Annotated in this window: 28 protein-coding genes; 14 read left to right on the top strand and 14 right to left on the bottom strand. The window is 68.3% G+C overall.

The annotated features are described in order from the left end of the window. Positions 1 to 9 precede the first annotated feature (9 nt). The 3 genes from AC5LXK_RS21335 to AC5LXK_RS21325 form a co-directional block, all read right to left on the bottom strand. A complete protein-coding gene (locus AC5LXK_RS21335; RefSeq protein WP_493393440.1) occupies positions 10 to 330 on the bottom strand; it encodes a DUF7660 family protein in 321 nt (106 codons plus the stop codon). 24 nt (positions 331 to 354) lie between these two features. After that, positions 355 to 576: a hypothetical protein gene (locus AC5LXK_RS21330; protein ID WP_493393439.1), complete on the bottom strand. Its 222-nt coding sequence runs from the start codon at positions 574 to 576 to the stop codon at positions 355 to 357. A 94-nt stretch (positions 577 to 670) separates the two neighbouring features. Beyond that, on the bottom strand, positions 671 to 1,543 hold the full coding sequence (locus AC5LXK_RS21325; RefSeq protein WP_493393438.1) for a LysR family transcriptional regulator: 873 nt from the start codon (positions 1,541 to 1,543) through the stop codon (positions 671 to 673). A gap of 145 nt (positions 1,544 to 1,688) precedes the next feature. On the opposite strand from AC5LXK_RS21325, the gene AC5LXK_RS21320 reads away from it, so the two are divergent. Continuing rightward, a complete protein-coding gene (locus AC5LXK_RS21320; protein ID WP_493393436.1) occupies positions 1,689 to 3,149 on the top strand; it encodes an MFS transporter in 1,461 nt (486 codons plus the stop codon). A 66-nt stretch (positions 3,150 to 3,215) separates the two neighbouring features. On the opposite strand, the gene AC5LXK_RS21315 is transcribed toward AC5LXK_RS21320, so the two are convergent. Next, positions 3,216 to 3,413: an oxidoreductase-like domain-containing protein gene (locus AC5LXK_RS21315; protein ID WP_493393435.1), complete on the bottom strand. Its 198-nt coding sequence runs from the start codon at positions 3,411 to 3,413 to the stop codon at positions 3,216 to 3,218. Between the two features lie 160 nt (positions 3,414 to 3,573). On the opposite strand from AC5LXK_RS21315, the gene AC5LXK_RS21310 reads away from it, so the two are divergent. Continuing rightward, entirely contained in the window at positions 3,574 to 3,996 is a 423-nt protein-coding gene (locus tag AC5LXK_RS21310) for a RidA family protein (RefSeq protein ID WP_493393434.1), read from the top strand. A 75-nt stretch (positions 3,997 to 4,071) separates the two neighbouring features. Here the strand turns inward: AC5LXK_RS21310 and creD are convergent, their stop codons facing one another. From creD to AC5LXK_RS21285, 5 genes are all read right to left on the bottom strand, one after another. Further along, positions 4,072 to 5,460 carry a cell envelope integrity protein CreD gene (gene creD / locus AC5LXK_RS21305; RefSeq protein WP_493393433.1) on the bottom strand — a complete coding sequence of 463 codons (1,389 nt, stop codon included), beginning with the start codon at positions 5,458 to 5,460 and terminating at the stop codon, positions 4,072 to 4,074. A 103-nt stretch (positions 5,461 to 5,563) separates the two neighbouring features. After that, positions 5,564 to 7,015, bottom strand: coding sequence for a two-component system sensor histidine kinase CreC (gene creC / locus AC5LXK_RS21300; protein WP_493393432.1), 1,452 nt, complete (start codon positions 7,013 to 7,015; stop codon positions 5,564 to 5,566). A gap of 15 nt (positions 7,016 to 7,030) precedes the next feature. Then, on the bottom strand, positions 7,031 to 7,756 hold the full coding sequence (creB, locus tag AC5LXK_RS21295; RefSeq protein ID WP_493393431.1) for a two-component system response regulator CreB: 726 nt from the start codon (positions 7,754 to 7,756) through the stop codon (positions 7,031 to 7,033). Positions 7,757 to 7,832: 76 nt separating this feature from the next. Then, complete coding sequence (locus AC5LXK_RS21290) at positions 7,833 to 8,546, bottom strand: SDR family NAD(P)-dependent oxidoreductase (RefSeq protein WP_493393430.1); 714 nt, start codon at positions 8,544 to 8,546, stop codon at positions 7,833 to 7,835. Between the two features lie 57 nt (positions 8,547 to 8,603). Next, positions 8,604 to 9,512 carry a sterol desaturase family protein gene (locus AC5LXK_RS21285; protein ID WP_493393429.1) on the bottom strand — a complete coding sequence of 303 codons (909 nt, stop codon included), beginning with the start codon at positions 9,510 to 9,512 and terminating at the stop codon, positions 8,604 to 8,606. A 746-nt stretch (positions 9,513 to 10,258) separates the two neighbouring features. Here AC5LXK_RS21285 and AC5LXK_RS21280 point away from each other — a divergent pair. The 7 genes from AC5LXK_RS21280 to AC5LXK_RS21250 all read left to right on the top strand — a co-directional run bounded on the left by AC5LXK_RS21280 (position 10,259) and on the right by AC5LXK_RS21250 (position 16,475). Continuing rightward, positions 10,259 to 11,341 (top strand): hypothetical protein, encoded by a 1,083-nt coding sequence (locus AC5LXK_RS21280; protein ID WP_493393428.1) that lies wholly within the window; start codon positions 10,259 to 10,261, stop codon positions 11,339 to 11,341. A gap of 108 nt (positions 11,342 to 11,449) precedes the next feature. After that, on the top strand, positions 11,450 to 11,755 hold the full coding sequence (locus tag AC5LXK_RS21275; RefSeq protein WP_493393427.1) for an EF-hand domain-containing protein: 306 nt from the start codon (positions 11,450 to 11,452) through the stop codon (positions 11,753 to 11,755). Positions 11,756 to 11,801: 46 nt separating this feature from the next. Further along, positions 11,802 to 12,515: a response regulator gene (locus tag AC5LXK_RS21270; RefSeq protein WP_493393425.1), complete on the top strand. Its 714-nt coding sequence runs from the start codon at positions 11,802 to 11,804 to the stop codon at positions 12,513 to 12,515. Beyond that, positions 12,515 to 13,861: an ATP-binding protein gene (locus tag AC5LXK_RS21265; RefSeq protein ID WP_493393424.1), complete on the top strand. Its 1,347-nt coding sequence runs from the start codon at positions 12,515 to 12,517 to the stop codon at positions 13,859 to 13,861. Before AC5LXK_RS21270 ends, AC5LXK_RS21265 begins: the two co-directional genes overlap by 1 nt. Before the next feature lie 238 nt (positions 13,862 to 14,099). After that, a complete protein-coding gene (locus AC5LXK_RS21260) occupies positions 14,100 to 14,867 on the top strand; it encodes a DUF4410 domain-containing protein (RefSeq protein WP_493393423.1) in 768 nt (255 codons plus the stop codon). Positions 14,868 to 15,024: 157 nt separating this feature from the next. Beyond that, entirely contained in the window at positions 15,025 to 15,702 is a 678-nt protein-coding gene (locus tag AC5LXK_RS21255) for a dihydrodipicolinate reductase (RefSeq protein ID WP_493393422.1), read from the top strand. Between the two features lie 290 nt (positions 15,703 to 15,992). After that, the gene (locus tag AC5LXK_RS21250; RefSeq protein ID WP_493393421.1) at positions 15,993 to 16,475 is read left to right on the top strand and encodes a cupin domain-containing protein; all 483 of its coding nucleotides are present in this window, start codon (positions 15,993 to 15,995) and stop codon (positions 16,473 to 16,475) included. A 102-nt stretch (positions 16,476 to 16,577) separates the two neighbouring features. Here AC5LXK_RS21250 and AC5LXK_RS21245 read toward each other — a convergent pair whose 3' ends face one another. Together AC5LXK_RS21245 and AC5LXK_RS21240 are read right to left on the bottom strand one after the other, a co-directional pair. Then, positions 16,578 to 17,387 carry an SDR family oxidoreductase gene (locus AC5LXK_RS21245; RefSeq protein ID WP_493393420.1) on the bottom strand — a complete coding sequence of 270 codons (810 nt, stop codon included), beginning with the start codon at positions 17,385 to 17,387 and terminating at the stop codon, positions 16,578 to 16,580. Next, positions 17,384 to 18,217 carry a molybdenum cofactor biosynthesis F family protein gene (locus AC5LXK_RS21240; protein WP_493394030.1) on the bottom strand — a complete coding sequence of 278 codons (834 nt, stop codon included), beginning with the start codon at positions 18,215 to 18,217 and terminating at the stop codon, positions 17,384 to 17,386. Before AC5LXK_RS21240 ends, AC5LXK_RS21245 begins: the two co-directional genes overlap by 4 nt. A 170-nt stretch (positions 18,218 to 18,387) precedes the next feature. Here AC5LXK_RS21240 and AC5LXK_RS21235 point away from each other — a divergent pair, with 170 nt between their 5' ends. The 3 genes from AC5LXK_RS21235 (at position 18,388) to AC5LXK_RS21225 (ending at position 21,064) form a co-directional block, all read left to right on the top strand. Further along, positions 18,388 to 19,182: an AraC family transcriptional regulator gene (locus AC5LXK_RS21235; RefSeq protein ID WP_493393419.1), complete on the top strand. Its 795-nt coding sequence runs from the start codon at positions 18,388 to 18,390 to the stop codon at positions 19,180 to 19,182. Between the two features lie 165 nt (positions 19,183 to 19,347). Then, a complete protein-coding gene (locus AC5LXK_RS21230; RefSeq protein ID WP_493393418.1) occupies positions 19,348 to 20,316 on the top strand; it encodes a DMT family transporter in 969 nt (322 codons plus the stop codon). 199 nt (positions 20,317 to 20,515) lie between these two features. Then, positions 20,516 to 21,064 carry a permease gene (locus AC5LXK_RS21225; protein WP_493393417.1) on the top strand — a complete coding sequence of 183 codons (549 nt, stop codon included), beginning with the start codon at positions 20,516 to 20,518 and terminating at the stop codon, positions 21,062 to 21,064. A gap of 97 nt (positions 21,065 to 21,161) precedes the next feature. Here the strand turns inward: AC5LXK_RS21225 and AC5LXK_RS21220 are convergent, their stop codons facing one another. Further along, positions 21,162 to 21,296: an entericidin A/B family lipoprotein gene (locus AC5LXK_RS21220; protein ID WP_034204471.1), complete on the bottom strand. Its 135-nt coding sequence runs from the start codon at positions 21,294 to 21,296 to the stop codon at positions 21,162 to 21,164. 234 nt (positions 21,297 to 21,530) lie between these two features. Between AC5LXK_RS21220 and AC5LXK_RS21215 the strand changes: the two genes are divergently transcribed. Next, on the top strand, positions 21,531 to 22,826 hold the full coding sequence (locus tag AC5LXK_RS21215) for an aspartate carbamoyltransferase (protein WP_493393416.1): 1,296 nt from the start codon (positions 21,531 to 21,533) through the stop codon (positions 22,824 to 22,826). Between the two features lie 125 nt (positions 22,827 to 22,951). On the opposite strand, the gene AC5LXK_RS21210 is transcribed toward AC5LXK_RS21215, so the two are convergent. After that, entirely contained in the window at positions 22,952 to 23,371 is a 420-nt protein-coding gene (locus AC5LXK_RS21210) for a type II toxin-antitoxin system VapC family toxin (RefSeq protein ID WP_493393415.1), read from the bottom strand. Beyond that, positions 23,368 to 23,514, bottom strand: coding sequence for a plasmid stability protein (locus AC5LXK_RS21205; RefSeq protein ID WP_493393414.1), 147 nt, complete (start codon positions 23,512 to 23,514; stop codon positions 23,368 to 23,370). Before AC5LXK_RS21205 ends, AC5LXK_RS21210 begins: the two co-directional genes overlap by 4 nt. Before the next feature lie 206 nt (positions 23,515 to 23,720). Here AC5LXK_RS21205 and AC5LXK_RS21200 point away from each other — a divergent pair, with 206 nt between their 5' ends. Next, positions 23,721 to 25,964 (top strand): TonB-dependent receptor, encoded by a 2,244-nt coding sequence (locus tag AC5LXK_RS21200; RefSeq protein ID WP_493393413.1) that lies wholly within the window; start codon positions 23,721 to 23,723, stop codon positions 25,962 to 25,964.

Here is a 25,964-nt window from a genome sequence, read left to right as displayed (position 1 = left end):
CGCGCCGCGCTACTCGTCGCTTTTTCCGGCGAACAGGATGTCGGCGATGCGCCGCCATGGATTGTCGGGCACGTCGTAGAAGCGCAGCCCCTCCTCCGACGCCTCGGCCCAGTCGACCATCGCTTCCAGGTATTCGCCGATCGACCGGTTTTCCCAGCCGAGGGCGGCGCGGGCATACGGCGACGGCGGCACGTCGGCTTCGAGCTGCCGCTCCTTGTGCCAGTCGTGGCCGAGCACGCGCAGGAAGTGGATCAGCGAACGCTCGTCGACCACGCGCTCCAGCGCGTCCTGCAGCTTCGCGGCCATCTGGTTTTTCAGTTCGTCGTTCATGCCTGCCTCCTCCGTCCGCGCCGTTCAGAAAGCCGCCAGCTCGCACCATTCGGGATACGGCTCCTCGACGATGAAGAAATCATCGAAGTACACCAGACCGAGCCGTTCAAGCGATCTCATGCAATCGTCGCCGGCATCGCCGCCAAAGAACGGGCCGAGCGACACCAACCGATCCGATTCGTCGAAACAGCCGGTGAAATTGAATTCGCGCATGATCGTCGACAGGTCGACACCTTTCTCGGCCAACGCCGCACGTCGTACCACGATCCCGAAATCTCTCGATATTTTCATTGTCGTCTTCGTTGAATACGCTCCCTTGCCCCCGGCGTACCAAGCCTCTTCACATCAGCAGTTGACGCGACAGCACCTCGCGCGCCTGGGTGACGGTCTCGCGCTCGCCCGGCATCGGCGGCGTCAGCGAAAACACCGCATCGGGCAGCGGCGGCAGCCGGAATTTCGTGCCGAGCCGCATCAGGCCGTCGCCGATCGCCGACGCGCACAGGCAGCCCACCCCAAGCCCCGCCGCGAGCATCGACTGCAACCCCGCGACGCCCGACGCGCTGTGCACGAGCACGTACGGCGTGTGCTGCTCGTCGAGCGCGCGCACGGCGACCTGATGCATCATGCAGTCGTCCGGCAGCAGCACGAGCGGCAGCGGCTCCGGCAACTGCTCGGCGAGCGCCGGCGACGCGACCCACGACAGCGGCTCGCGCCGCAGCACCCAGCGCGTATCGCCCGACACCGGCCGGAACGGCCCGCTCGACATGTTCATCACGACGCCGAGATCGATCTGCCCGCGCGCATGCGCCGTCTCGATGTCCACGCTCTTCATCGCGCTCACGTGCAGGCTCAGTTGCGGGTAGCACTCCCGCAGCCGCGCCAGCATGCCCGCCACTTCATTCGTGCGGTAGTAATCGGTGATCGCGACGCGCAGCTCGCCCTTGATCGCCTGCCCGCGCACTTCGTCGAATGCGGCCTCGTTCAGCGCGACGATGCGCCGCGCGTGCTGCAGCAGCCGCGAGCCGGCCGGCGTCGGCTCGACGCCGCGCTTGCTGCGCACGAACAACGGCACGCCGGCGCGCGATTCGAGCTTGCGCACCTGCTCGCTGACCGTCGACTGCGACAGGTGCAGCAGCGGCGCGGCGGCCGTCAGGCTGCCGGCATCCGCGACTGCCGCGAAAGTACGCAACTGGTCCAGGTCGAAACCGCGCATCGCCGCCCTCCATTCATCGATTAACCCGATGGATGCTACCACTCTTTCCCGCTTTTCCGAATCATGGACGATGCGCAGAATACGGGGTCAACGGCCTGCGCGCGTCGCCTGCCCATACGGCCCTCATTTTTCGGATCCCGCTTCCATGACGAACCCCACCCTTGCCCCCTGCGCGCCGGCCGGCGCGGCCGCCGCGGCGACACCGCGCAGCCACCACGGCTGGGCGCTCGTGGTCCTGCTGGTCGGCGCCATTCTGCCGCCGCTCGACTACTTCATCGTGAATCTCGCGCTACCGGCCATCCGCGACGGCATCGGCGCGCGCCAGGCCGAGTTGCAACTCGTCGTGTCGGCTTATGCGTGCGCGAACGCGGTCGTGCAGATCACCGGCGGGCGCCTCGGCGACCTGTACGGCCGCAAGCGCATGTTCATGCTCGGCATGGCCGGCTTCGTGCTCGCGTCGACACTGTGCGGGCTCGCCGGCAACGGCACGGTGCTCGTCGGCGGCCGGGTGCTGCAGGGCCTGTTCGCCGCGATCCTCGCACCGCAGGTACTCGCGACGATCCGCAGCGTGTTCAGCCCGCAGGAACAGGTGCGCGTGATGGGCTTCTACGGGTTCGCGTTCGGCCTCGCGGCAGTGATCGGCCAGCTCGGCGGCGGCGCACTGATCAGCCTGCATCCGTTCGGGCTCGGCTGGCGCGCGATCTTCCTCGTCAATCTGCCGATCGGCATCCTGGCGCTGATCGGCAGCTGGCGCTTCATCCCCGAGAACCGGCCGCCGCGCGGCCAGCGCATCGACGTGCCGGGCACGGTGCTGATGTCGCTGTTCCTGCTGATGCTCGTGTATCCGCTCACGCACGGCCGCGAGGCCGGCTGGCCGCTGTGGATGATCGCGTGCCTCGTCGGCACGCTGCCGATGCTCGGCGCGTTGCTGGCCGTCGAATCGCGCCGGCTCGCCCGCGGCCACGACCCGCTGCTCGACGTACGCCTGTTCCGCAATCCGGTCGTCGCGCTCGGGCTCCTGCTCGCGTTCCTGTTCTACATGCTGAGCGCGTTCTTCCTGAGCTACGGGATCTATCTGCAGGGCTGCCTGAACTGGTCGCCGCTCGCGTCCGGGTTCGCGATCCTGCCGCTCGGGATCGGCTTCCTCGCGAGCCCGCTGCTGATGCCGCGCCTCGTGGCCCGGTTCGGCGGCTATCGCGTGCTCACGCTCGGCTTCGTGATGCTCGCGGCCGGTGTCACGACCGCCGCCGCGCTTGCCGGCGCAGGCGCGCCGGGGCCCGGCTTCTATGCGGGTATCGCGGCGATCGGGATCGGGCAAGGGCTCGTGCTGCCGTCGGTCGTGCGGATCGTGCTCGCGGAAGTCGATGCGGCCCGCGCAGGCGTCGCGTCGGGGATGGTCAGCGCGATGCTGCAGATCGGTGCGGCCGTCGGCGCCGCGACGATCGGCGGCGTGTTCTTCGCGCGGCTCGGCGCGCACCCGGCCGCGCTCGACTACGTGCAGGGGTTCCGGACCTCGATGTTCACGCTGACGGTCGTGCTGCTGGCCTGCATCGCACTGTCGACGGCGCTCGGGCCGCTGCACCGGCGTCTGCATGCAGACGCGTAGGTCGAACTGGGATCGCAGCGGCGGCGGCCGAGCCGGCCATGGCGCGGGCGTTCGCCGGCACCCGGTTCAATGGTGCTGCTCGCGCTGCGCTTGCCGCGCCTCCCATTCGGCCAGCTCGATGCGATAGCGCGCGAGCGCTTCGTCGTAGAGGTCGAAGACGCAGGGGGAACAGCCGCTGTTGCAGCAGTCTTCCAGTTCGGGTTGTACAGGTGGGGTCGGACGGGGATCGTCGACGGACGGATCCGCTGAAACTGGGTTCGGCACGGCGTGTTCCGGTGAGGTGGAACGGTCAGTATAGGGCGATCCGGGCCTCCGCCGCTTTCGGCAAGCCCGGCGGGCCGACGATGAACCCTTCATAATGTCGCGACGGCAAACGCAGCGATCCGTTGCGCCCGCCCCGTTCCCTCCCCACCGGAGTTGCGCCATGGCCGAAGCCGTGAATCCGCCGGAAATCTGGGCGCCGTTCGGCGCGTTCTCGATGGCCGTGATCCAGGGCGACGGACGGATCGTTCATCTGAAGGGACAGGTCGCGCTCGACCGCGACGGGCAAGTGGTTGGCGCCGGCGACATGCGCACCCAGGTGCGCCAGACGCTCGACAACATCCGCGACGTGCTGGCCGCGATGGGCGGGCAGATGCGCGACGTGATCTCGCTCGTCCATTACGCAACCGACATCGATGCGTTCATGCAGGCCGGCGACATCCGCAAGACGTACTTCGCCGAGCCGTATCCGGTGACGACGACCGTTCAGGTCGAACGCCTCTACCATCCCGGCCTGCTGATCGAGATCACGGCCGTCGCCGAAATTCCGCTGGCGCGGTTTCACCGGCCTGCCTCGCACGCATAAAACGCGAAAGCGCACACAAAATCGCGCGCCGGCCGGCGCATGTCCGACCGGCGCACGAACCTGCCACCCGCCCGCTTACTTCGCCGGCGCGCCCGGCTTCGCGGCCCCCGGCTTGTCGGCCAGCGGCTGCCAGGCCGCGCCAAGCGAATACCAGTCGACGCGGCGCGTGAGCGTCATGATGCCGGCGAGAATCGCGAACAGCAGCAGCGAGCCGAGCATCAGCGCATTGTCCTCCGACAGCAGCAGCCCGTAGAGCGCCGCGTACAGCATCGCAAGCAGCACCGTGAACGTCGCGCCGCGCTTCACGCTGTGCAGCACGAACGACAGGTAGAAACCGAGCAGCCCGATGCATGCACTGCTCGCCGCGAGATACGCATAGCCGAACGCGATGTGCTCGGACAGGCTCAGCAGCAGCAGGAAGAACAGCGCGAGCGACAGGCCCACCAGCGTGTACTGGATCGGGTGGATGCGCAGCCGCTTCACGAGCTCGTACATGAAGAAGCTCGCGAACGTGAGCATCACGAACAGCGCACCGTACTTCGTCGCGCGTTCGGCCTGCAGATAGACGTTCACTGGTTCGATCACCGACACCGACGCCATCTCGATCGCCCCCTCGCCGTTGCCGGACGCAACCTGCTCGCGCGCCTTCGTGTTGAACGACGTCACGTGCCAGTTGCTCGTGAAACCGTGCGCATCGATCGTGCGCTCGGCCGGCAGGAACTCGCCGCCGAAGCTCGGGTGCGGCCACGTCGATTTCAGCGAGAAATCGTTCTGGTCACCCACCGGCGCGAACGCAACCGATTCCGCGCCCGCCAGCGGCAGGCCGATGCTGAACGGCACGACCGCCGCCCCGGCGTTCGCGCCCGCCAGCTCATCGAGGTCGACATTCGCATGCACGCCCTGGCGCAGGCTGTCCAGCCGCGTGCCCTGCTCCACGTCGAGTTGCTTGCCGCCGATGCGCAGGTCGGGTTGCGCCTTCAGCCCGCGAAGGTCGCCGATGCCGAGCGTGACATACGCGCTGTCGATCTTGAAGCTCACGTGGCCGTCGGCCTGCGGCAGCTTCTTCAGGTCCGGCAGCGGCAGCGTGCCCGTCATCCGGCTGTCGAGCCCGTACACCAGCGCCTTGTGGATGCCGCGATAGCGCACGCTGACCGAGAGCGTGCCGTCGACGTTCAGCGTCTTCGGAAACACGAGCATGCGTTTTGTCTCGCTTCTCAGGCTCGTCTTCGTCTTGCCGCCGGCCGGCGAGTCGTCGCGCACCCGCGTGACTTCCGTGTAATGCACGACGAGCACCGGCCCCGTCACGGTCTGCGGCCCCGCGTAGCTCGCCCAGATGCTTTGCAGTGCGCTCTGCCGATAGTCGGCGCGTTCCCGCACGATGCTCTGGACCATCTGCAGCGGGATCAGGATCGCCAGCGCGAGAAACGCGGTAATCACGGACTTGAACAACAGGACTCGATTCATTGCTGGCACGTACCAAAGTAGAAGGTACGGTTAGCATGAGCGGGCCCGGTGAAGGGCGATTGAAGCCGGTGTGAAGCGGATGTGTGGCGAGCGTGAAGCGCGCTCAGCCGGCCGACGGCAGCGTGAGCGTCGCGCACGCGCCGCCTTCGTCGCGGTTCGCGAGCGCGATCTGGCCGCGGTGCAGCATCGCGACTTCGCGGACGAAACACAGCCCGAGGCCCGTGCTGCGATCCTGCCCGTCGGGGCGCGGCAGCGAGTAGAACCGCTCGAACACGCGAGTCAGCGCGTAGTCGGGCACGCCCGGGCCGTCGTCGGTGACGCGCACGACCGCGACGTGCGCCCTGCCCGCCGGCTGCCGCTCGAGCGCGATCCGGATCGTGCTGCCCTGCGGCGCGAAATCCAGTGCGTTGTCGAGCAGGTTGCCGAGCGCCTGGCGCAGCAGGAACGGATCGCCTTCGACGACCGCCGGATCGGCTGCGTCGTTCGCGTCGATCCGCAGGCTCACGCCGCGCTGCCGCGCGCGCGGCTCGATATCGTCGACGAGCTGTTCGAGCACCGGCCGCAACGCGACCGGTTCGTGCACCGACAGGCGCTGCTTCTGCTCGACTTCGGCCAGCGCGAGCAGCTTGCGGATCATCTGTTCGAGACGGCCGGCCTGGCGGCGGATGTTCTCGGTGAAGCGCCGTCGGTTCGACACCGGCATGTCCTCCTGCAGCAGTTCGGCCGCGCCGCTGATCGCGGCCAGCGGGCTCTTCATCTCGTGCGTGAGCGTGTGGATGTAGGTTTCAACGTACTGCCGGTCCTCCAGCCGCTGATGCATGCTTTCCACCGCGCGCCCGAGCTCGGCCAGCTCGTTCGCGCCCTGCAGCGGCATCGTCGCGCGCTCGCCGGCCGCGATCGCGCGCGCATAGCGCTGCAGGCGCCGCAGCCCGAGCACCAGCCACCACGTGCAGGCCACGCCGATCAGGATCGCGCCGCCCATCAGCAACGCGCCGTACAGCATGATCTTGCGCTGGCTGCGCGCGATGAACGGCGCGACCGTCTGGTTCGGCTTCGCGATCGTCAGCACGCCGATGATCTCGTTGCCGCGCCGGATCGGCGCCGCGACGTGCATCACGGTGCTGCTGTCGTCGTTCGGATCGCTGCGCGTGCTGCGCGCGCCGTATTCGCCGCGCAGCGTCCGGTACACGTCGTTCCAGCGCGAGTAGTCCTGCCCGACCGCACGGCCGGACGAGTCGTAGCGCACGATGCCGTGCGCGTCGGTGATGTAGAGGCGGTAGCCGATCGCGTTCTTCTGGATGCCCCACACGTTCGCGCTGACCGGGCGCTCGTGCAGCTGCCCGAGCTGCCGCGCGAACGTGCCGTCGGCGATATGCCCGTTCGCCATGTCGTCGGCGGCCAGCACCGCCAGCACCTGCGCGGTGTCGACGAGCGTGTCCTCCATCGCTTCGCGCACGCCGGGCTTCACCTCCTGCACGAACACGCGCAGCGTGATCAGCGCGGCCAGACCGACGATCAGGAAAAAACCGAAGAAGATGCGCAGGCCGATATGCATGGGCGGGGCCGGTCGTTACGGTTGCAGCGAATAACCCATCCCGCGATGGGTGCGGATCGGGTCGCGCTCGGGATCGATCGCGCGCAGCTTGGCGCGCAGCGTCTTGATGTGCGTGTCGACCGTGCGGTCGGCCGAATCGAGCGCCTCGTGCCACACGAGGTCCATCAGCTGCTCGCGCGAGTAGATGCGCCCCGGATGGCGCACCAGCAGCGCCAGCAGGCCGAATTCGTAGCGCGTGAGGTCCAGCGCGTGGCCGAGCCACGACACGCGCGCGCCGTCGGTGTCGAGCGTGAAGCCCGGAGCGGTCGTCGCGGCGACCGGCGCCGCTGCGGGTGAGGATGCAGGTGCGGGCGCCGGTTCCGGCGCAGCCGCCCGGTAGAAGCGTCGCAGGATCACGCGCACCCGCGCCGCCAGCTCGCGCGGCGAAAACGGCTTGGCCACGTAATCGTCGGCGCCGATCTCGAGCCCGACGATCCGGTCGATTTCGTCGTGTCGCGCGGTCAGGAAGATCACCGGAATATCGGTAAACGTGCGCAGCCGCCGGCACACCTCGAAGCCGCCGAGGTCCGGCAGGCCGACGTCGAGCACCACGAGATCGATGCGCGTATCGCGCAGGCGGTCGAGCGCCGCCTGCCCGAGCGTGCAGTGGACGGTCTGCATGCCGTCGGTGCCGAGGGCGTAGACGATCGTGTCCGCGATCGCCTGTTCGTCTTCGACGATCAGGATAGTGGGCTGATTCATGGTCTCGGGTTCGGGTCGCGCAATCCGCGTGCGACATTGTACGCACGGCCGGCCGCGCGGCCCCCTTCCCGCCGCGCTATGCCACGCGGCCGCTCACCGGAATCGACGCGCCGGTAATCGCCTGCGCGTCGGCCGACAGCAGGAATCCGATCGTCGCCGCGATCTGCTCCGGTCGCACCCAGCGCGTGAAATCCGCATCGGGCATGTCCGCGCGGTTCGGCGGCGTATCGATGATGCTCGGCAGGACCGCGTTCACGGTCACGCCGCGGTCGAGCAGTTCGGCTGCCAGCGCCTCGGTGAGCCGCGCGACGCCGGCCTTCGCGGCCGCATAGGCGCCCATGCCCGCGCCCGCCTTGAACGCGGCGCCCGCGCCGATGTTGACGACGCGGCCGGCCGGGCTCGCGAGCAGGTACGGCAGCGCGGCCTTCGATGCGTTCAGCGCCGTCTTCACGTTCAGCTCGTACATGCGGTCCCACGTGGCGGCATCGCCGTCGGCGATCGTCTGCCACACGAACGCGCCGGCGATGTTCAGCAACGCATCGACCCGGCCGAATTCGCGGTTGACCGCTTCGAGCGCCCGCGCCGCCGCCTGCGGATCGACGAGGTCGATGCCGCCGATGCGCAATGCATCGGCCGGCACGCCGGGCAGCGCCTGCGCATCGGGGGCCGCACCGCGGCCGATCAGTGCGACGCGTGCGCCGCGCTCGCCCAGCCACGCGGCCGTCGCGACGCCCAGATGGCCGAATCCGCCGGTGATCGCGACTGCCTTGCCTTTCAGGTCGTGTTCCATCAATGAGCGCTCCTTGATCGAGGGTGAATGGACGAAATGCCGACAGCGTAGCGCCGTTCACGCATCCGTGCGCACGGCGACGAGGCTGCGGCGGCGCAATTCCTCCGTCGTTTCGCCCTGGTTGCCCGGCCGCCAGCCCGGCGGCAGCATCACGAAACGGATCGCCGTCCACACGTCGCGGGCCGTCGCGACGTCGCGGGCGAGGCTCGCCCAGTGCTCGAGCTCGACGACGAACGGATTGCGCGAGCGGGTCGGCGTGACGAGGCCGTAACGGCACGGCTCGTCGGCACGCTCGGCGACGTAGGTGCCGAACAGCCGGTCGAACACGACCAGCACGCCGCCGTAGTTCGCATCGAGGTAGTCGAGGTTCGACGCATGATGCACGCGATGCGCGGACGGCGTGTTGAACACGTATTCGAGCCAGCCGAGCTTCGGCATCCACGTGTTGTGCAGCCAGAACAGGTACATCAGGTTGAACGACAGGATCGCGAGCACGGCTTCCGGCCGCACGCCGAGCCACACGAGCGGCGTGAAGAACATCGCGGCGCCGACGATCTTGCCGGTCCAGCCGAGGCGGAACGCGGACGACAGCGTCAACTGGTTCGGCGAATGATGCACCGCATGCGTCGACCAGAAGAAGCGGACGCGATGCGATGCACGGTGATACCAGTAGTAGCAGAACTCCTGGCCGACGAACACGAGCAGCCCGAGCGCGACGCTGTGGACCGGGATCGTGAAGAGCCGGTGCGCCCACGCGAAATCGAACAGCGGCGTCGCGAGCGACAGCGGCACCAGGGCGAGCAGCTTGCGGCCCGCGAGATCGGCCAGCGACAGCCAGACCTCGTTCCAGTCGAACGGTTCGGGCTGGCGGCTGCGGCGCCAGGTGAGCACGGCCGCCTCGACGAGCGAGACGGCAACGATGAAGAGTGTGGCGAAGTACGCGAGCTTGCCGGTGGCGGTGAGCATGGTGGGTCTTTCCTTCGGTTGAGTCGGACGCGTCATGGGCGGCACGTGCTGCCGTCGCGTCGAATGGAACGCACTGTAGTCGGCGTGCGGCCGGAAGACCACGCGGGAAATGTGTCGCCGTATGTCGCGCTGACATGCGTTCGGCCGATGAGCGGCGGTCGCGGGGGCAGCGGGACTGGAGACCGGGCCGCAGGCTGCCCGGCGCGTGCATGTCAGGCGGGAATCGTGTCGCCGTATGTCGTGACGGAGCCGACCGGTGGCGTGCCGCACAGGTATCGACGGAGCGACGCGACCGCGCGCCCTATGGATACTGCCGCTGCCGATCGGGCATCCGTGCATTCGCCCTTCATCGGACGGCACGCGACGACAGCTACGGCCCTGCCGCAGCGAGCCCCTCCTTCGCGCATCGTGTATTGCCCGCAGGCCATGCGGGTGGTTCGACACCGCGCATGCCCGAATCGGTCGGCAAATATGTCGCCGCGTGTCGCCGCGACACCCGTTCGGGCCGCTCACGACATATGCAGACCCGGCCCGCTTCACACGCCCCTCCCGTCACGCCCAGCCTTTCCCGGCAAGGCTTGCCCGCGATCGACGCGGCCGGCACATCCATTCGTCGTACCGAAAAACGGCCCGTTACGTGTAACACCGCGACATCTTTCATCACGCGACGAACACGCATCGTCGCCCTAAAGTTCGTCCCGTCGCCACGCCACTGCGTGCACCGCAACGAACCGCAAGGACACCCGATGAAAACCCGCTTCCTCGTCACCGCCACCGCTCTCGTCACGCTCGCCAGCGCACCGGCCTTCGCCGGCTGGTCCGGCCACGGCACCGCCTACACGCCGCGCGGCACCTACAGCGGCGCACACGCCGGCTCGTGCGGCGGCGGCAGCTGCTCGCATGCGGGCGGCGTGATCGGCCCCGGCGGCGGCCTCGCGACCAATACCGGCACCGTCACGCGTACCGCGCCGGGCCAGTTCTCGAACAGCGGCACGGCCGTCGGCCCGAACGGGCGCTCGGTCGACCACAGCGGCGACACGAGCTGCGCGAACGGCACCTGTTCGCATACCGGTTCGCTGACGGGCTCGGACGGCCGCAGCGCCTCGACGTCGGGCAGCGTGACGCGCAACGGCCCGGGCCAGTATTCGTCGAGCGGCACGATCACGGGCTCGGGCGGCAACACGGCCAGCCACACGGCGTCGACGAATTGCGCGGGCTCGACCTGCTCGCGCTCGGGCACCGTGACCGGCACGGACGGCGGCAGCGTCACGCACGCCGGCAGCGCGACGCGCGTGTCGCCGGGCGTCGTGACGACGTCCGACGGCTCGACGGTCGTACACGGCGGCACGGTCTCGACCGGCGGCACGACCGTGATTCACGGCAGCACGGCGGCAGGCGGCGCGGTGGTCGTGGCCGGCGGGACCGTGCCGGTTCCCGTACCCGTGCCGGTCGTGGCGCCCCCGCCGGCCGCCGTGGTCGTGACGGCTCCGCCGGCTGCCGCCACGATCGCCGTGGCCGCCCCGGCACCTGCGCCGGCCGCTGTCGTGGTCGCGGCACCGCCACCCGCGCCGGCTGCCGTCATCGTCGCGCCGCCTCCGCCGCCGAAGGTCGTGCGTGTTGCGCCGCCGAAAGCCATCGTGGTCGCTCCCGCGCCGCGCGTCGTCTACGTCGCCCCGCCGCCGCCGAAGGTCCTGTATCTCGCGCCGCCGCTGCCGCGCTCCGTGTACGTCGCCCCGCGCGCTGTGTATGTCGCGCACCCGCCGCGCGCCGTCGTATGGGTGCCCGCCCACTGGGCCGGCCGCATCTGGGTGCCCGCGCACTGGGCGTAATCCGGCATCGCGCCGCATCGCTGCATCGATCCGTTTCGTTTTCCACCCGTTTCAGTTTCATCAACCACCCGGCCGACTCAAACCGTCGGCCACGCAAGGAGAAACCCCATGAAGTCCATCCAGAAGATGATTGCCGCCGTCGTTTTGTGTATCGTCTCAGCAGCAGCCTCGGCCCAGCAGACGCCGCCGGGCGCGGCGAACGGCGGCGCACGCGCCGAGCACGCGCTGATGCAGTTGCAGACCCGCTTCGCCAACGCCAACACGACGCACGACGGCAAGCTCACCCGCGAGCAGGCCGCCGCGGGCATGCCGATGGTGGCGCAGCATTTCGACGAGATCGACGTGCAGCACAACGGTTACGTCACGCTCGCGCAGCTCGCCGGGTTCATGCGCCAGCGCATGGCGGCCCGCTGATCGTTCACGCAAGTCCCGCCGCACCGCACGCACCGGGAGGCAGTCGATGGAACAGTCCTGCAGGATCGTCGTGCTCGACGACGAAGCCGAGTTGCGCAACATGCTGCAGCGCTTCCTGACCGGCCACGGCTTCCAGGTCCGCGCGGTCGCCGACGGCAAGCGGCTCGATCGTCTGCTGCAGCGCGAACCGTACGACCTGCTGGTGCTCGATCTGATGATGGAGCCCGAGGACGGCCTGAGCGTGTGCCGGCGCCTGCGCGCAGAAGGCCAGACGCTGCCGATCCTGATGCTCACCGCGAAAGGCGACGCGGCGGACAAGGTCGTCGGCCTCGAGACGGGCGCCGACGACTACCTGGCGAAGCCGTTCCTCCCCGACGAGCTCGTCGCCCGCATCCGTGCGCTGCTGCGGCGGCAGAAGATGGCCGCCGGCGAACCGACGGTCACGTCGCAGCGGTTGCGCTTCGGCGCCTTCACGTTCGACGTCGGCCAGCAGACGCTGATGCGCGACGGCATGCCCGTCGAACTCCATTCGGCGCAGATGCTGCTGTTGCACGCGCTCGGCTCGTCGCCGAACCGCGCGGTGAGCCGCGAAAACCTGCTCGCCCGCGCACGCGGCCGCGACCACGCCGCGCTCGATCGCAGCGTCGACGTGCAGATCCTGAGGCTGCGCCAGATCGTCGAGGACGACCCCGGCAAGCCGCGCTTCATCAAGACGGTCTGGGGCATCGGCTACATGCTGGTGGCCGGCATCGAATCGTGATGCGCATCCCGCTGCCGCGCTCGCTGCTCGCACGCAACATCGCGCTGCTGGTGGCGCTCGTCGCGCTGTCGCTCGCGTGCTCGCTCGGCGTGCTGCTGCACTACGTGCAGCGTCCGCGCATCGAGCGGGCATCGATCATCTTTTCCGACTACGTGCAATTGCTCGACCGTACGCTGGCCGGCATGCCGCCCGACGCCGGCCGCACGGTGGCCGCGCAGCTCGGCGGCCAGACCTCGCCGCCGCCCGCCACGCCACCGCATGCGCCGAACCTGGCGGCCTTCTTCCGCACCTGGCAGCGCGACGTGTTCATGCAGGCGCTCGAACGCCACCTGCCGCCCGACCTGCCGGCGCGCTGGCAATCGGGTGACGACGAACGCCTGTGGATCCGGCTGCACGCAGCCGGCTCGCCCGTCTGGGTGCCGCTGCCGATGGCTGCCGACGCGCAGGCGAGCGGCATCACGACGGCCCTCGTGCTGTCAGTCGGGCTGGCGCTGCTGGCGGCGTTGACCGGCTACCTGATCCAGCTCCACCTGAACCGGCCGCTCGACGCGCTGGCACGGGCGGCGCAGCGTGTCAGCGCAGGCGAGCGCCCGCCGCCGCTGCCGACCGACGGCCCGACCGAGATCGCCGACGTGAGCCGCGCATTCAACCGGATGGCCGACGCGCTGCAACAGGCGGAAGCGACCCGCTCGCTGATGCTGGCCGGCGTATCGCACGACATCCGCACGCCGCTGACCAAGCTGCGCCTGGCGATCGCGATGGCGCTGCCGCGCGGCACGCACGACGCACTCACCGCGTCGGCCGAGCATTATCTCGACCAGATCGATACGATCCTCCAGCAATTCATGGACTACGCGGGCAGCGGCGAGCGCGAAACGCCGCAGCCCGGCGACCTGAATGCGCTGATCGGCCAGCTCGTCGCGGATTTCGCCGGGCTCGGTCACGAATTCGAGTTCGACGAAGGCGACGTACCTGCGTTCGCGTTCCGTCCGATCAGCCTGATGCGGCTGCTGATGAACCTGATGCAGAACGCGATCGTATATGGTCGTACCGGCCTGGGTGTGCGGACCTGGACCGAACACGGCATCGCGTATGCGGTCGTCAGCGATCGCGGCAACGGCATCGGCGCGGCGGAACTCGAACGGCTCAAGGCGCCGTTCAGCCGCGGTGCGAACGCGCGCAGCCATGCGGGCGGCACGGGGCTCGGCCTCGCGATCGTCGAGCGGATCGCCCGCCTGCACGGTGGAACGCTGACGTTTCGCGACCGCGAAGGCGGAGGCCTGGAGGCCGTGGTCGCGCTGCCGCTCGTTTCGTCCGCGACGGGCAAGCCATCGCTATCGGCGTAACGGCTGGATCGGCCGGATCGGCTGACGACCCCGTGCATCCGCGTGCGCCGTGCGCATGACATGCGCCGACATAATTCCTGCGTGGCGCATCCCCCCCGACCTCCGCATACTTGCGCCTGCGTGTTGCGCAACGGCATGAAACCTCTCCCTCGCCAGCGATCACGCCCCGCTTCCGATCGTTCGCGTTCCTGAATGCCGCGACAGTATCGGCAACTTCATCCAGGCCACGGAGATCCACATGTTCACTTCCCTTCATGCACTTGCCGCCCACGCCAAACGTCTGACCAGTGTCGCGCTGATCGCCGGCACACTCGCGATGACCGGCTGCGCGTCGACGGCGACCACGGCCATGACCGCCGCGCCGGCGGCCCGCACGCAGTCGCAGGTTCACGCGGACGTCGTCTATGTGTCCCCGTTCGACGTGGACGCGACCGACGTCAAGGTCGACGGCGGGATGATCAGCAAGCTCGCGACCCTCGCGAAGGGATCGTCCGCCGACGTGGAGCGCCAGCAGAGCGCGCTGAAGACCCGCGATCAGCTCGCAGATGCGCTCGTGCGCGAACTCCGGTCGCAAGGCATTCCCGCGCTGCGCGGCCCGGTACCCGACGGCCGCGACGCGCTGGTGGTCGAAGGGCGGTTCGAGACGATCGACGCCGGCAACCGTCGCCGCCGCACGCTGATCGGGCTCGGCGCCGGCAAGAGCGAAGTGGGTGCATCGGTCACCGTGGTGTTCCGGGCGGCGTCCGGCACACCGATGCCGCTCGGCACGTTCTCGGCCAGCGCCAATAGCGGCCACATGCCCGGCATGGTCGAAACCGCCGGGGTTGGCGCGGCGGCCGGCCGGCTCGCGACGTCGGCGGCGGTCGGCGCCGGCCTGCACGGCGTGTCGGAAACGAAGCACGACACGGTGGCATCCGATACGGACCGCCTCGCGCGCTCGATCGCCAAGCAGCTCGCCGCGCAGAATGCAGCAAATGCGTGGCTGCCGACGGTGTCGGCGAGCTGACGCACCGTATCGCCGCCTGCGCGGCCTGGCATACGCGCAGGCTGGCGGCCGGGCATAATGCGCGAGGCCGGTTTTCGCGGCGCATGCCGCAGCCGCCGTGCCAGGCTACCCGACAGCCCGCGCCACCCCGAATCCTGAAACTCAACCCGTCAATTCCATGCAAGTACTCGTCGTAGGAACCGGCAAGCTGGCCAACGAACTGCTCGACGCGCACCGGCTCGACCCGGCCACCTGTCGCGTGATGTCGTGGTCGGACGGCACGCGAACCGACACACGTTCGATCGTCGTGCATACCGGTTCCGGCCGCGAACTCCCTGCCGTGATCGCGTTCTGCACAGCCACTGCTTCGCCGCTCGTCGAGCTGTCGACCGGCTCCGAGCTCGAAGCCGGCTCGCACGCTTTCCCGGTCGTACTGTGTCCGAACACGAACATCCTGATGCTCAAGTTCATGAGCATGCTGGAAACCAGCGGCCACCTGTTTCACGACTGCCGGATCAGCCTGACGGAATCGCACCAGGCCGGCAAGACGTCCGTCCCGGGCACGGCCGTCGGGATCGGCCAGTCGCTCGGCGTGCGGCCGGAAGCTATTCGCTCCGTGCGCGACCCGGACGTGCAACGCAGCGAATTCGCGGTTGCCGACGATCAGCTCGGCCGCCACGCGATTCACCGGATCCGCATCGACGACGGTGCATGCAGCCTGCAGTTCGAATCGCGCGTGGTGGGCGCGACACCTTACGCGGACGGGGTATCGCGCATCGTCGACGCCGTCCGGCAGCACGACCTCGAACACCGCCGCCATTCGATCGTCGAATTCATCCGCAACGGCTGGCTGTAGTCGCGGCGATTCGCCACGACAGGCGGCAACCGGCATGCGTGCATCGCGTACGTCATGTGCACGGTGCAAACAGGTTCGTCGTCGATTTGGATGCCATCGATCGCTTCGCCGGCGGCATCCGGGCCGCACTTCCCGCCGCCCGAAAGCCGCAACGAGCGACCGTCGTGTCGTATTGGCCGGCAAGTTACCCGCTTGCCGGCCGAGGCCCGTTCGCCGAGACGGGGCGCGAATCACGGCCGGCGTCGGCGCCAGAACTACCCCCTCGATATCCCCCGAAAGGAGAGCAACCGATGACTCGCCCCGACTTCATCAAGCACTGGACCGAACTCGAAGAGCCGGAAGCGCATTGCTATCGCGGCGATACCGAGCCGATGGCGCTGGACGCACCGCTTTCCGCCGAGCTCGGCATCACGCGTATCGGCATTCATCACGTGAGGCTTCTGCCGGGTCGGCGGACGTCCTATCCGCATGCCGAAAGCACCGAGCAGGAGTTCGTGTACGTGCTCGAAGGCAAACCCGATGTGTGGGTCGACGGCGTCCTTTACCCCGTTGTCGAAGGGGATTCCGTCGCGTTTCCGGCGGGTACCGGAATCTGTCACACCTTCATCAACAACACGAAGGACGAAGTCAGACTGATGGTGATCGGTGAACGCCCGCGCGACGACAACCGCATCCGCTACCCGATGAACGAGGCGTATGAGCTGACCCGCGCGGACCGCTGGGTGGACTGGCCCGCCAGGCCGCTCGGGGGCCATGACGGGATGCCGGACTGAAGCGCACGCAATACCCCCGCCGGAACCCGCCGAGCCGGCTGCGCAAGCTCGCGGCGGGCCGGCGGAACCGCCCCGTTCCGCCGGTCGCCACCCGGTCAACCGTCACTCGCCGCCCAGCACCGCTCCGCTCTCCGGCAACGTCGCACCACCATCGACGACGATCGTCTGCCCGGTGATGTACGCCGCATCCGCCGACGCGAGGAACAGCATCGCGTTCGCGATGTCCTCCGGCTCGCCCATCCGCGCGAGCGGAATGTCGCGCGCGATCTGCGCCGCAACCGACGCGTCGCCGAGATTGCCGGCCGCCGGCGTGCGGATCATGCCCGGCTCGACGCCGTTGACCGTCACGTTGCGACGCGCAAGCTCGAGCGCCGCCGCGCGAATGAAACCGTTCACGCCCGCCTTCGACGCCGCGTAATGCGCGAGCCCCGGATAGACGACCCGCGGCCCCGTCACCGACGACGTGACGAGCAACCGCCCGGCTCCCGCGCGCTCGAATGCCGGCAACGCCGCCTGTGCGAGCCAGAACAGCGCCGACAGGTTGACCGACAGCGTCCGGTCGAGCGTCGGCTCGTCGATCTGCCCGAACGGCATCAGCGGAAAATACGCGGCATTGTGGACGACGACGTCGAGCCGGCCGCCGTCGCGCTCGACTGCGGCGACGAGCGCACCCAGCTCGTCGCGGCTGGCGGCGTCGACCCGATACGCGCGCGCATTGCCTCCCGCGCCGGCCAGCACCTCGGCCTGCGCGACTGCCGCGTCGCCGTTCAGGTCGGCGACCGCGACGAACGCGTCGGATTCCGCGAAGCGGCGCGCAATTGCCGCGCCGATCCCTTGGGCGGCGCCCGTGACGAGCACGACACGCCCGCTGAAATCCGCACGCAGGCGGCCGCTGCCCAGCACCGCATTCATCGCTGCGCCTCGCCGCCGAGCGGATGCACGGTTTCGTTCAGCACCTGCGCGTAAGCACCGACCTGGAAGTTCGACAACGTGCCGAAGTCGCCGCCCTGGTAGCCGAAGATCTTGCCGTCGGTCTTGCGCTGCGCGAGGTCGATCAGCACGACGCCGAGCGTCGGCACGACCTTTTCGCGCCACACGAACAGATACAGCTCGTCTGCAATCCTGAAGTAATGGCAGCGGTCGACATCGGCCAGCCCGCCTTCGACGCCCTGCAGGCACTGCCACGCGTAGAAATTCTCGTTCAGGTAGATGTGCTCGTAGCATTCGGTCGGGCTGTAGCGGTACATCGTCCGCTTGCCGATCAGCTCGCGCGTGGGCGCATGCAGCGGCCCCGGCTGCGCGTGGCCGCCGAGCGTGCCGTGACGGAACGCCGCATCGACGGCGGTCAGCGGCAACCCGCGCGCCACGCGCGTGAATGCATCGATGCGCGTATCGGCTTCCGTCGGCAGCACGCCGACAACCGACGTCCACACGCCGTTGTCGAGATCGACCACTAGGCTGACCGACGTCGCGCGAACGGTGGCATCGATGTAGTCGACGAAGTACAGCCCGTCGCGCAGCCGCGTCACGCGGCACGGCGCGCGGCCGCCCGTGTCGGTCGCCGCGTCGCGCCATTGCAGCGCACCCGGCTCGAACGTATAGACGCGCCACGCGCCCGATGCGTCGCCGAGCGCCAGCGTCCGCCCGGCGAGCGCGTCGACGGGTGCGAGGATGTTCGCTTCCGGCGCGAAGCCGTCCGCGAGCGCGCCAACCTGAATGAATACCGGATCCTGTCGTTCCACCTGCCGTCTCCCGCGCAGCTTCAGGCCCGGCGGGCCGTGTACGCTGCTCATGGACACATGGTGCGGGTTGCGCGCGCCGCGCGGTATCCGCCAAAAGGATGAAGGGCGCGCGGCGCCGGAACGCGCTAAAGTGCACGTGATCCGCGCCGCAACCGGCGCGAGGAGCACGCATGCACCGTGTCACCCACTACCGACGCACCGGCGAAGGCATCGAGGCGATCAGCCTCGAGTCCGACCGCGCGTTTCCGCGCCACGCGCACGACGAATTCGGGGTCGGCGTGATCGTCAGCGGTGCGCACCGGTCGTGGAGCGGCCGCGGGCAGGTCGACGCGCTGGCCGGCGACGCGATCATGGTCAACCCGGGCGAGATGCACGACGGCTCGCCGATCGATGCCGGCACGGGCCGGTGCTGGCGGATGCTGTATCTCGCGCCTGCGCTGGTCGCGGGCGTGGCGGCGGAAGAAGGCATCGGCGGCGTCGAGCTCTCGCATCCTGCCGTGCGCGACGCACGGCTCACGGCCGCCGTCGGTCGGCTGCATGCGCGCATCGTCGCCGGGGAAAGCCAGCCGCTCGCTCGCGACGAAGCGCTCGTGATGCTCGTCGCCGGGTTGCTCGCCCGGCATGCGAGCCGCACGCTGCCGGCGGCCGGTGCCGCACCGGCGGTTCAGGTCGCCCGGGAGCGGCTCGACGCGGCACCGGCCGCCCCCGTTTCACTCGCCGAGCTGGCCGGCCTGAGCGGAGTAAGCCGCTTCCAGCTGCTGCGCGGCTTTGCGCGCGAGCTCGGCATCACGCCCCACGCGTACCTGATCCAGTCGCGCACGCGGCTGGCGCGCGCGCTGCTGGCCGGCGGCCTGCCGATCGCGGACGCCGCGGCCGAAGCCGGTTTTGCCGACCAGAGCCACCTGACGCGCGCGTTCGCGCGCCAGTTCGGGATCACGCCGGGGCAATTCGCGCAGGCCGTTTGACGCTGCGGTCACCTCGACGCAAGGCCACTGCATAGGCTGCTTTCGACGACAGCGGCGCCCGCCGACGCATGTGAAAGCCGCGGCCCATCGCATCCCGCGCTCGCGCCCGGGTCGCTGCAATTTCGTTCAAGACGCACACCGCCGCCCTGCGCGACGATGCGGCGCATGAAGACACGACTGATTGGCTATCTCTATCTTGCCGCCGCGATGGCCGGCGTCGGCAGCACCGTCATCGCGAGCCGTCTCGCGGCCGGCGGCCTGCCGCCGTTCGCGGCCACCGCGCTGCGCTTCCTGATCGCGACCCCGCTGCTGTTCGCACTGATGCGCGCGCAACGCATGCGCTGGCCACGCATTTCCGCGCGCGACGCCGTGCTGCTCGTCATCCAGGCCGCGGCGGGCGGAGTCGGTTATACGGTGCTGCTGATCAGCGGCACGAAGTTGTCGTCGCCGCTCGATGCCGGCGTGATGCTGGGCACGCTGCCGGCCATGTCGACGCTGATCGCGGCCGTCGTGCTGCGCGAGCGGCAGACGCCGCGCGACTGGGGGGCCGCCGCACTCGCCACGGCCGGCGTGCTGTTCGTCACGTTCGCGCCCGGCCACGCGATGCCGTCGCTCCAGACGCTCGCCGGCGATGCGCTGGTACTGGCGGCCGTCGCGTGCGAAGCCGTCTTCATCCTGCTCAACCGGCGGCTCGTCGCGCCGTTGCCGCCGCTTGCGCTTTCCACCGCGATGTCGGGTCTCGGCTTCGCGCTCGCGCTCGTGCCGGCCGTGTTCGAATGGCATGCGGCGGCGAGCGGCTGGACCCTCGGGGCCGTGTCGGCGGTCGCCTACTACGCACTGGTGCCGACGGTGCTGGGCTACCTGTGCTGGTATGCGGGTTCGGCACGCACGAGCGGCACCGAAGCCGCGCTGTTCACGGCGGTCGCACCGGTTTCGGCCGTGCTGTTCGCGGTCGCGCTGTTCGGCGAAACGCTGACCGGCACGCGCGTCGCGGGCATCGCGCTCGTCGTCGCCGGCATGCTCGTCGGCGCGACACGGCGGCGCGAACCGCCTGCCGAAGCCCACGATACGCATCCGGCGAATCCAGGTCGGCCGGCCAACCCCGCGCCCGCCGCGCAAACAGCCGCCGACTGACTCGCGCTCGTCGCGTCGCTGCAGAAACGCGGCGGCTCCACCCCGCCGCACGGCCTGTCGATGCCCGCCTTCCCGTCATGCAGCCTGCGACTGTAGGAATGTGTCCATTCACCGCAAAAACGTTGCGCACCACCCCGCAAGATGCAATATTCGCGTGGCCGGGACCTTTGACAACCATCGAACAACAATCCGCCACGCAATGAACAAAAAGGAAGCCCAAACAAGAATCGCGGTGCTGCTCTCCGCGGGAACGAGGAAGGCCGATGCACTGGCCGAACTGTCCGGACAGGGGCTCAAGGATCGCGTGCTCGCGCACCTGATCGCGTCGCGCCCCGATCCCGAACGCTGCCGCAAGAACAAGGTGCACACCCGGATCCTGGTCGCGCTCGGTATCGTCCAGCTCGCGATCAGCCTGATGCTGGCCTATTACTTCTTCGCCACCGGCGCCAGCAACATCCTCGTCGCGGTATTCCTCGGGTTGACCGTGCCGCTGTCGCTGCTGTTCATCTGGGGTTTCGCGACCCATCGCGTCGGCGCGTATCACGCGTTCATCCTGCTGTCGCTGCTGCAGATGCCGAAAACCGTCGCCGATCTCGGGCGCGATCCGTCGACCGCGCTGCCGAGCCTCGCGGTCACGATCGTGCTGGTGGGCTACGTGTGGTTCGTCCGCAACCGCTTGTTCCCCGACTACGGCTGGTTCACGCCGCGCAAGGTCGAAGGCCGCTACGCGTTCGTCGAACAGGCCTGACGCCGCCGGTCCCGCCGGACGGCCACAAAAAAGGCGCCGGGGCGCCCCGCAATCGCGGGACGCCCCGGCGCCTTCTGCTTTCCGGAACCGGTCGGCTTTACTTGGCCTTTTCAGCCGAATCGCTGATCGCCTGGCCGCCCTTCGAAATATCCTGACCCATGCCTGCGACCGTGTTGCAACCGGCGAGAGCGGCGGTCACCACGAGCAGCATTGCAGCAATCGTACGCGTCATTCTCATTCTCCTTCGAATCAACAAGCCCGATCGGGCGAATCGTGTGCGGCATGGCGCCCGGCAAGGAGCCGGGCACGGGGCCTGACCTGATTATACGGAGACGCACGCCGCACGCCAGCACGACCCCATCGGGTGTCATGCGCGCCACACAGCCCGCCCGCGCAAATTCTCCTTGACTTCATTGCGCCACGAACTAATATACGCACCGCGTATATTTTTCGTCAGGAGCCGCCGATGACCGTTCCCCAGCAAGCCTTCCTCCGCGACGCGATGCGCCGCCTCAACATGACCCGCGAAGCGTTCGCCAATCGCATCGGCGTCAGCCGGCGCGCACTGGATACCTGGCTGTTGCCCGACGACTCGCAGGAATCGCGCGGCATGCCCGAGATCGTCGAGCGCTTCGTGTCGGAAATCGTCGAGCGCTCGATGCCGGATGGCGGGGACTATACGCAGAGCGTAGATAAACAGGGGCTTTCGAAGCAGTTCCTGTTCGAAGGCAAGCCGCAATTGATCTCGGTCGACCAGTTCTCGCGGGATTCGGTCGAGGCGCTGTTCCGCGTGGCCGACGTAATGCAGCCGATCGCGCGCCGCCACAAGATTTCGCGCGTGCTCGAAGGCGCGGTGCTCGGCAACCTGTTCTTCGAGGCCAGCACGCGAACGCGCGTGTCGTTCGGCGCGGCCTTCTGCCGGCTCGGCGGCTCGGTGTGCGACACGACGGGCTTCACGTTCTCGTCGATGGCCAAGGGCGAATCGATCTACGACACGAGCCGCGTGATGGCCGGCTACGTCGATGCACTCGTGATCCGCCACCCCGAGAAAGGCTCGGTGGCCGAGTTCGCACGCGCAACCAACCTGCCCGTGATCAACGGCGGCGACGGCCCCGGCGAACACCCGAGCCAGGCGCTGCTCGATCTCTATACGATCCAGCGTGAATTCTCGCGGCTCGGCAAGATCGTCGACGGTGCGCACATCGCACTGGTCGGCGACCTGAAGTACGGCCGCACCGTGCACTCGCTCGTCAAGCTGCTCGCGCTGTACCGCGGGCTGAAGTTCACGCTCGTGTCGCCGCCGACGCTCGAGATGCCGGCGTACATCGTCGACCAGATCGCGACGAACGGCCACGTGGTCGAGCAGACGACCGACCTCGCAGCCGGGCTGCGCGGCGCCGACGTCGTCTACGCGACGCGAATCCAGAAGGAGCGCTTCACCGACGAATCGTTCGAAGGCTACACGCCGGATTTCCAGATCAACCAGGCGCTCGTCGACTCGGTGTGCAAGCCCGACACGCTGATCATGCACCCGCTGCCGCGCGACAGCCGGCCCGGCGCGAACGACCTGTCGGTCGACCTGAACCGCGACCCGCGTCTCGCGATCTTCCGGCAGACCGACAACGGCATTCCGGTGCGGATGGCGATCTTCGCGGTGCTGCTCGGCGTCGAGAATCTCGTCCAGCACTCGATGCGCGACGCGACGTGGCGCCCGCCGGCGTACCTCGGGCCGGAAGATGCGGTGTTTCACGGGGTGGATTGAACCGCGCCGGAAGTCTCGCGCCCGCCATCGCGTCGTTGTGCGGGCGGGTTTGCCTCACGCAGAACGCGCCGTCTTGCACGGCGCGTTTTCAATTTCGGCTTGGAGAAATCGCTGAAAATCGCGAACTACCGCAGCCAAGGGTCGATGACGCGCAGCCCGGCCGCCTCGAACGGAGCGACATCGCGCGTGGCCACGATCAGGCCGTTTGCCTCGGCCGTCGCGGCGCTATGACCATCGGCGACCGCAATCGCGTTGCCTGCTGCACGCGCCCGTGCGCAAAGGCTTGCGTACGCTTTGCTCGCCGTGTCGTCGAACGGCAGGATCCGACCTCGAAACAGCGGGACAACACGCTGCTCGATGCTTTGATGCAGCCAGTCTCGCCTGCGCCCTTCCGGCAATACAGCCACGCCGAACCGCAATTCCGCGAGACTGATCGCGGATAGAAAAGGCGTCTCGACGTTCTGTGCATCGAGCCACTCGATCACGGCCGCGCTCGGCTCGCGCCGCAGCGGTTCGGAAATGACGTTCGTGTCAACAAGGATCATTCGAAGCCCATCGAATCGATTGGCGTCTTGTCGCGCCGGACGCCGAAATCGAAATCGCCCGCCTCCCGCCCGATTTCCGCCAGCGACGTTCCCAGCTTGAGCTGCCCGCCTGGCCAGCCCGTCACACCTGGCCGTTCGGCCATTCGGCCATTCCTCCTCTCCTCGCCTGCCCTGCAACCCCTCGCCACATTCGGCAACAATTCGCTTACAAACGATAACAAGAACGCTTCTCATTTAACATGAAATTACATAGAATGCCGCCTGAAAACAAATCGTAATAATTCCCGGCGGCATGCACCTTTCCGTAGCACACCGCCTCCGGGGCCACATCGCGAGGTCGAAGCGCACCATGAAATCCCGTCCCGACGAGTTGAAGCTCGGTAAATTCACCACCCTGTGCAGCGTGCTCGCCGCGAGCCCCGCGTTCGCCGACGGTACGCCTCCCGCAGCGCCCGCCAGCACCGAAGGCCATCTCGCGCCAATCGAGATCCAGGGCAAGACCGAGCACAGCTACAAGGCCGATTTTTCCGCTTCCGCGAAATTCACCGCGCCGCTCGTCGACACGCCGAAATCCGTCACCGTGATCCCGCAGGAACTGATCCAGAGCAGCGGCGCGTCGACGCTCACCGAAGCGCTGCGCACCGTGCCCGGCATCACGTTCGGCGCCGGCGAAGGCGGCAACCCGCTCGGCGACCGTCCGTTCATCCGCGGCTACGACACGCAGGGCAGCATGTTCGTCGACGGCATGCGCGACACGGGCGCCACCACGCGCGAGATCTTCAACACCGAACGCGTCGAGATCACCAAGGGTTCCGACGGCGCGTACGGCGGCCGCGGCGGCGCCGGCGGCAGCATCAACCTGATCACGAAGGCCCCGCACCTCGGCACGACGGCGGCGGCCAGCGCGGGCCTCGGCACCGACCGCTATCGCCGCTTCACGGCCGACGGCAACTGGCAGTTCGCCGATCACGCCGCGTTCCGCCTGAACCTGATGAGCCACAACAACGACGTCGCCGGCCGCGACGCCGTCAACAACGAGCGCTGGGGCGTCGCGCCGTCGATCGCGTTCGGTCTCGGCACGCCGACGCGCGTGACCGCGAGCTACTACCACCTGTCGACGGACGACATGCCCGACGGCGGCATCCCGTACTTCTACACGACGTCGAACAAGCCTGCGAACGTCGGCACGATCTATCCGGCACCCGTCGACCGCCACAACTTCTACGGCCTGATCGACCGCGATTTCCGCAAGACCACGTCGGACATCAGCACGATCAAGATCGAACACGACATCACGTCGTCGCTGACGATCCGCAACACCACGCGCTACACGGAATCGACGCAGGACTACATCTGGACGCAGCCGGACGACAGCCAGGGCAACGTGGTGAACGGCAAGGTCTGGCGCCGCAACAACAACCGCAACAGCTCGATCAACAGCCTCGCGAACCTGACCGAGCTGTTCGGCGAATTCCGCACGGGCCCGTTCAAGCACAGCTTCACGACCGGCATCGAGCTGTCGCGCGAATGGGGCAAGCGCGATTCGTACACGGTCGCGACCGACACCGGCAAGATCTGCCAGAAAGGCATCGGCGCCGCGTCGGGCTACAACTGCACGAGCCTCTGGTCGCCGAACCCGAACGATCCGTGGGCCGGCTCGATCACGCGCAACAACGACTATGCGCATGCACGCACCACGACGAAATCGATCTACGGCTTCGACACGATCGAGATCACGCCGCGCTGGCAGGTCAACGCCGGCGTGCGCGTCGACGACTACTCCACCCGCTTCACCGACACCCGGGCGAACGGCGGCAAAACCACCACGCGCGACGACACGCTCGTGAACTGGCAGGCCGGCCTCGTGTTCAAGCCCGCGCAGAACGGCAGCATCTACGCATCGTATGCGACGTCGTCGACGCCGGCCGGCATGATGCTCGGCGAAGGCAGCGAAACGCAGTCGCTCACGCCGGGCCGCGGCGGCGTCGGCTCGAACGCCGACCAGCTGTCGCCGGAAAAGAACCGCGCCATCGAACTCGGCACGAAGTGGAACGTGCTGAACGACAAGCTGTCGCTGACGGCCGCGCTGTTCCAGATCGACACGACGAACGCGCGCGTCACGCTGCCGAACAACCAGTACGCGATGGTCGGCAACAAGCGCGTGCAGGGTCTCGAGCTCGGCGTTGCCGGCCAGATCACGAAGCAGTGGCAGGTGTTCGGCGGCTACACGTACATGAAGAGCCAGCTGCGCGACAACGGCAAGGACAGCGCGAACAACGGCAACCGCTTCCCGAACACGCCGAAGCACAGCCTCACGATGTGGTCGAACTACGACGTGACGCCGAAATTCACGGTCGGCGGCGGCGCGTTCTACATGTCGGAAGTCTTCGGCGATCCCGCGAACCTGCGCGCCGTGCCGTCGTACTGGCGTTTCGACGCGATGGCGCAGTACCGGATCAACAAGAAGCTCGACCTGCAGCTGAACGTGAACAACCTGTTCAACCGCACGTACTTCGATCAGGCGTACCCGGCGCACTATGCGTCGATCGCGCCGGGCCGCTCGGCGTTCCTGACGCTGAACGCGCGCTACTGA

The sequence above is a fragment of the Burkholderia pulmonis genome (assembly GCF_984667975.1).
This window is presented reverse-complemented; position numbering and strand designations above follow the sequence as displayed.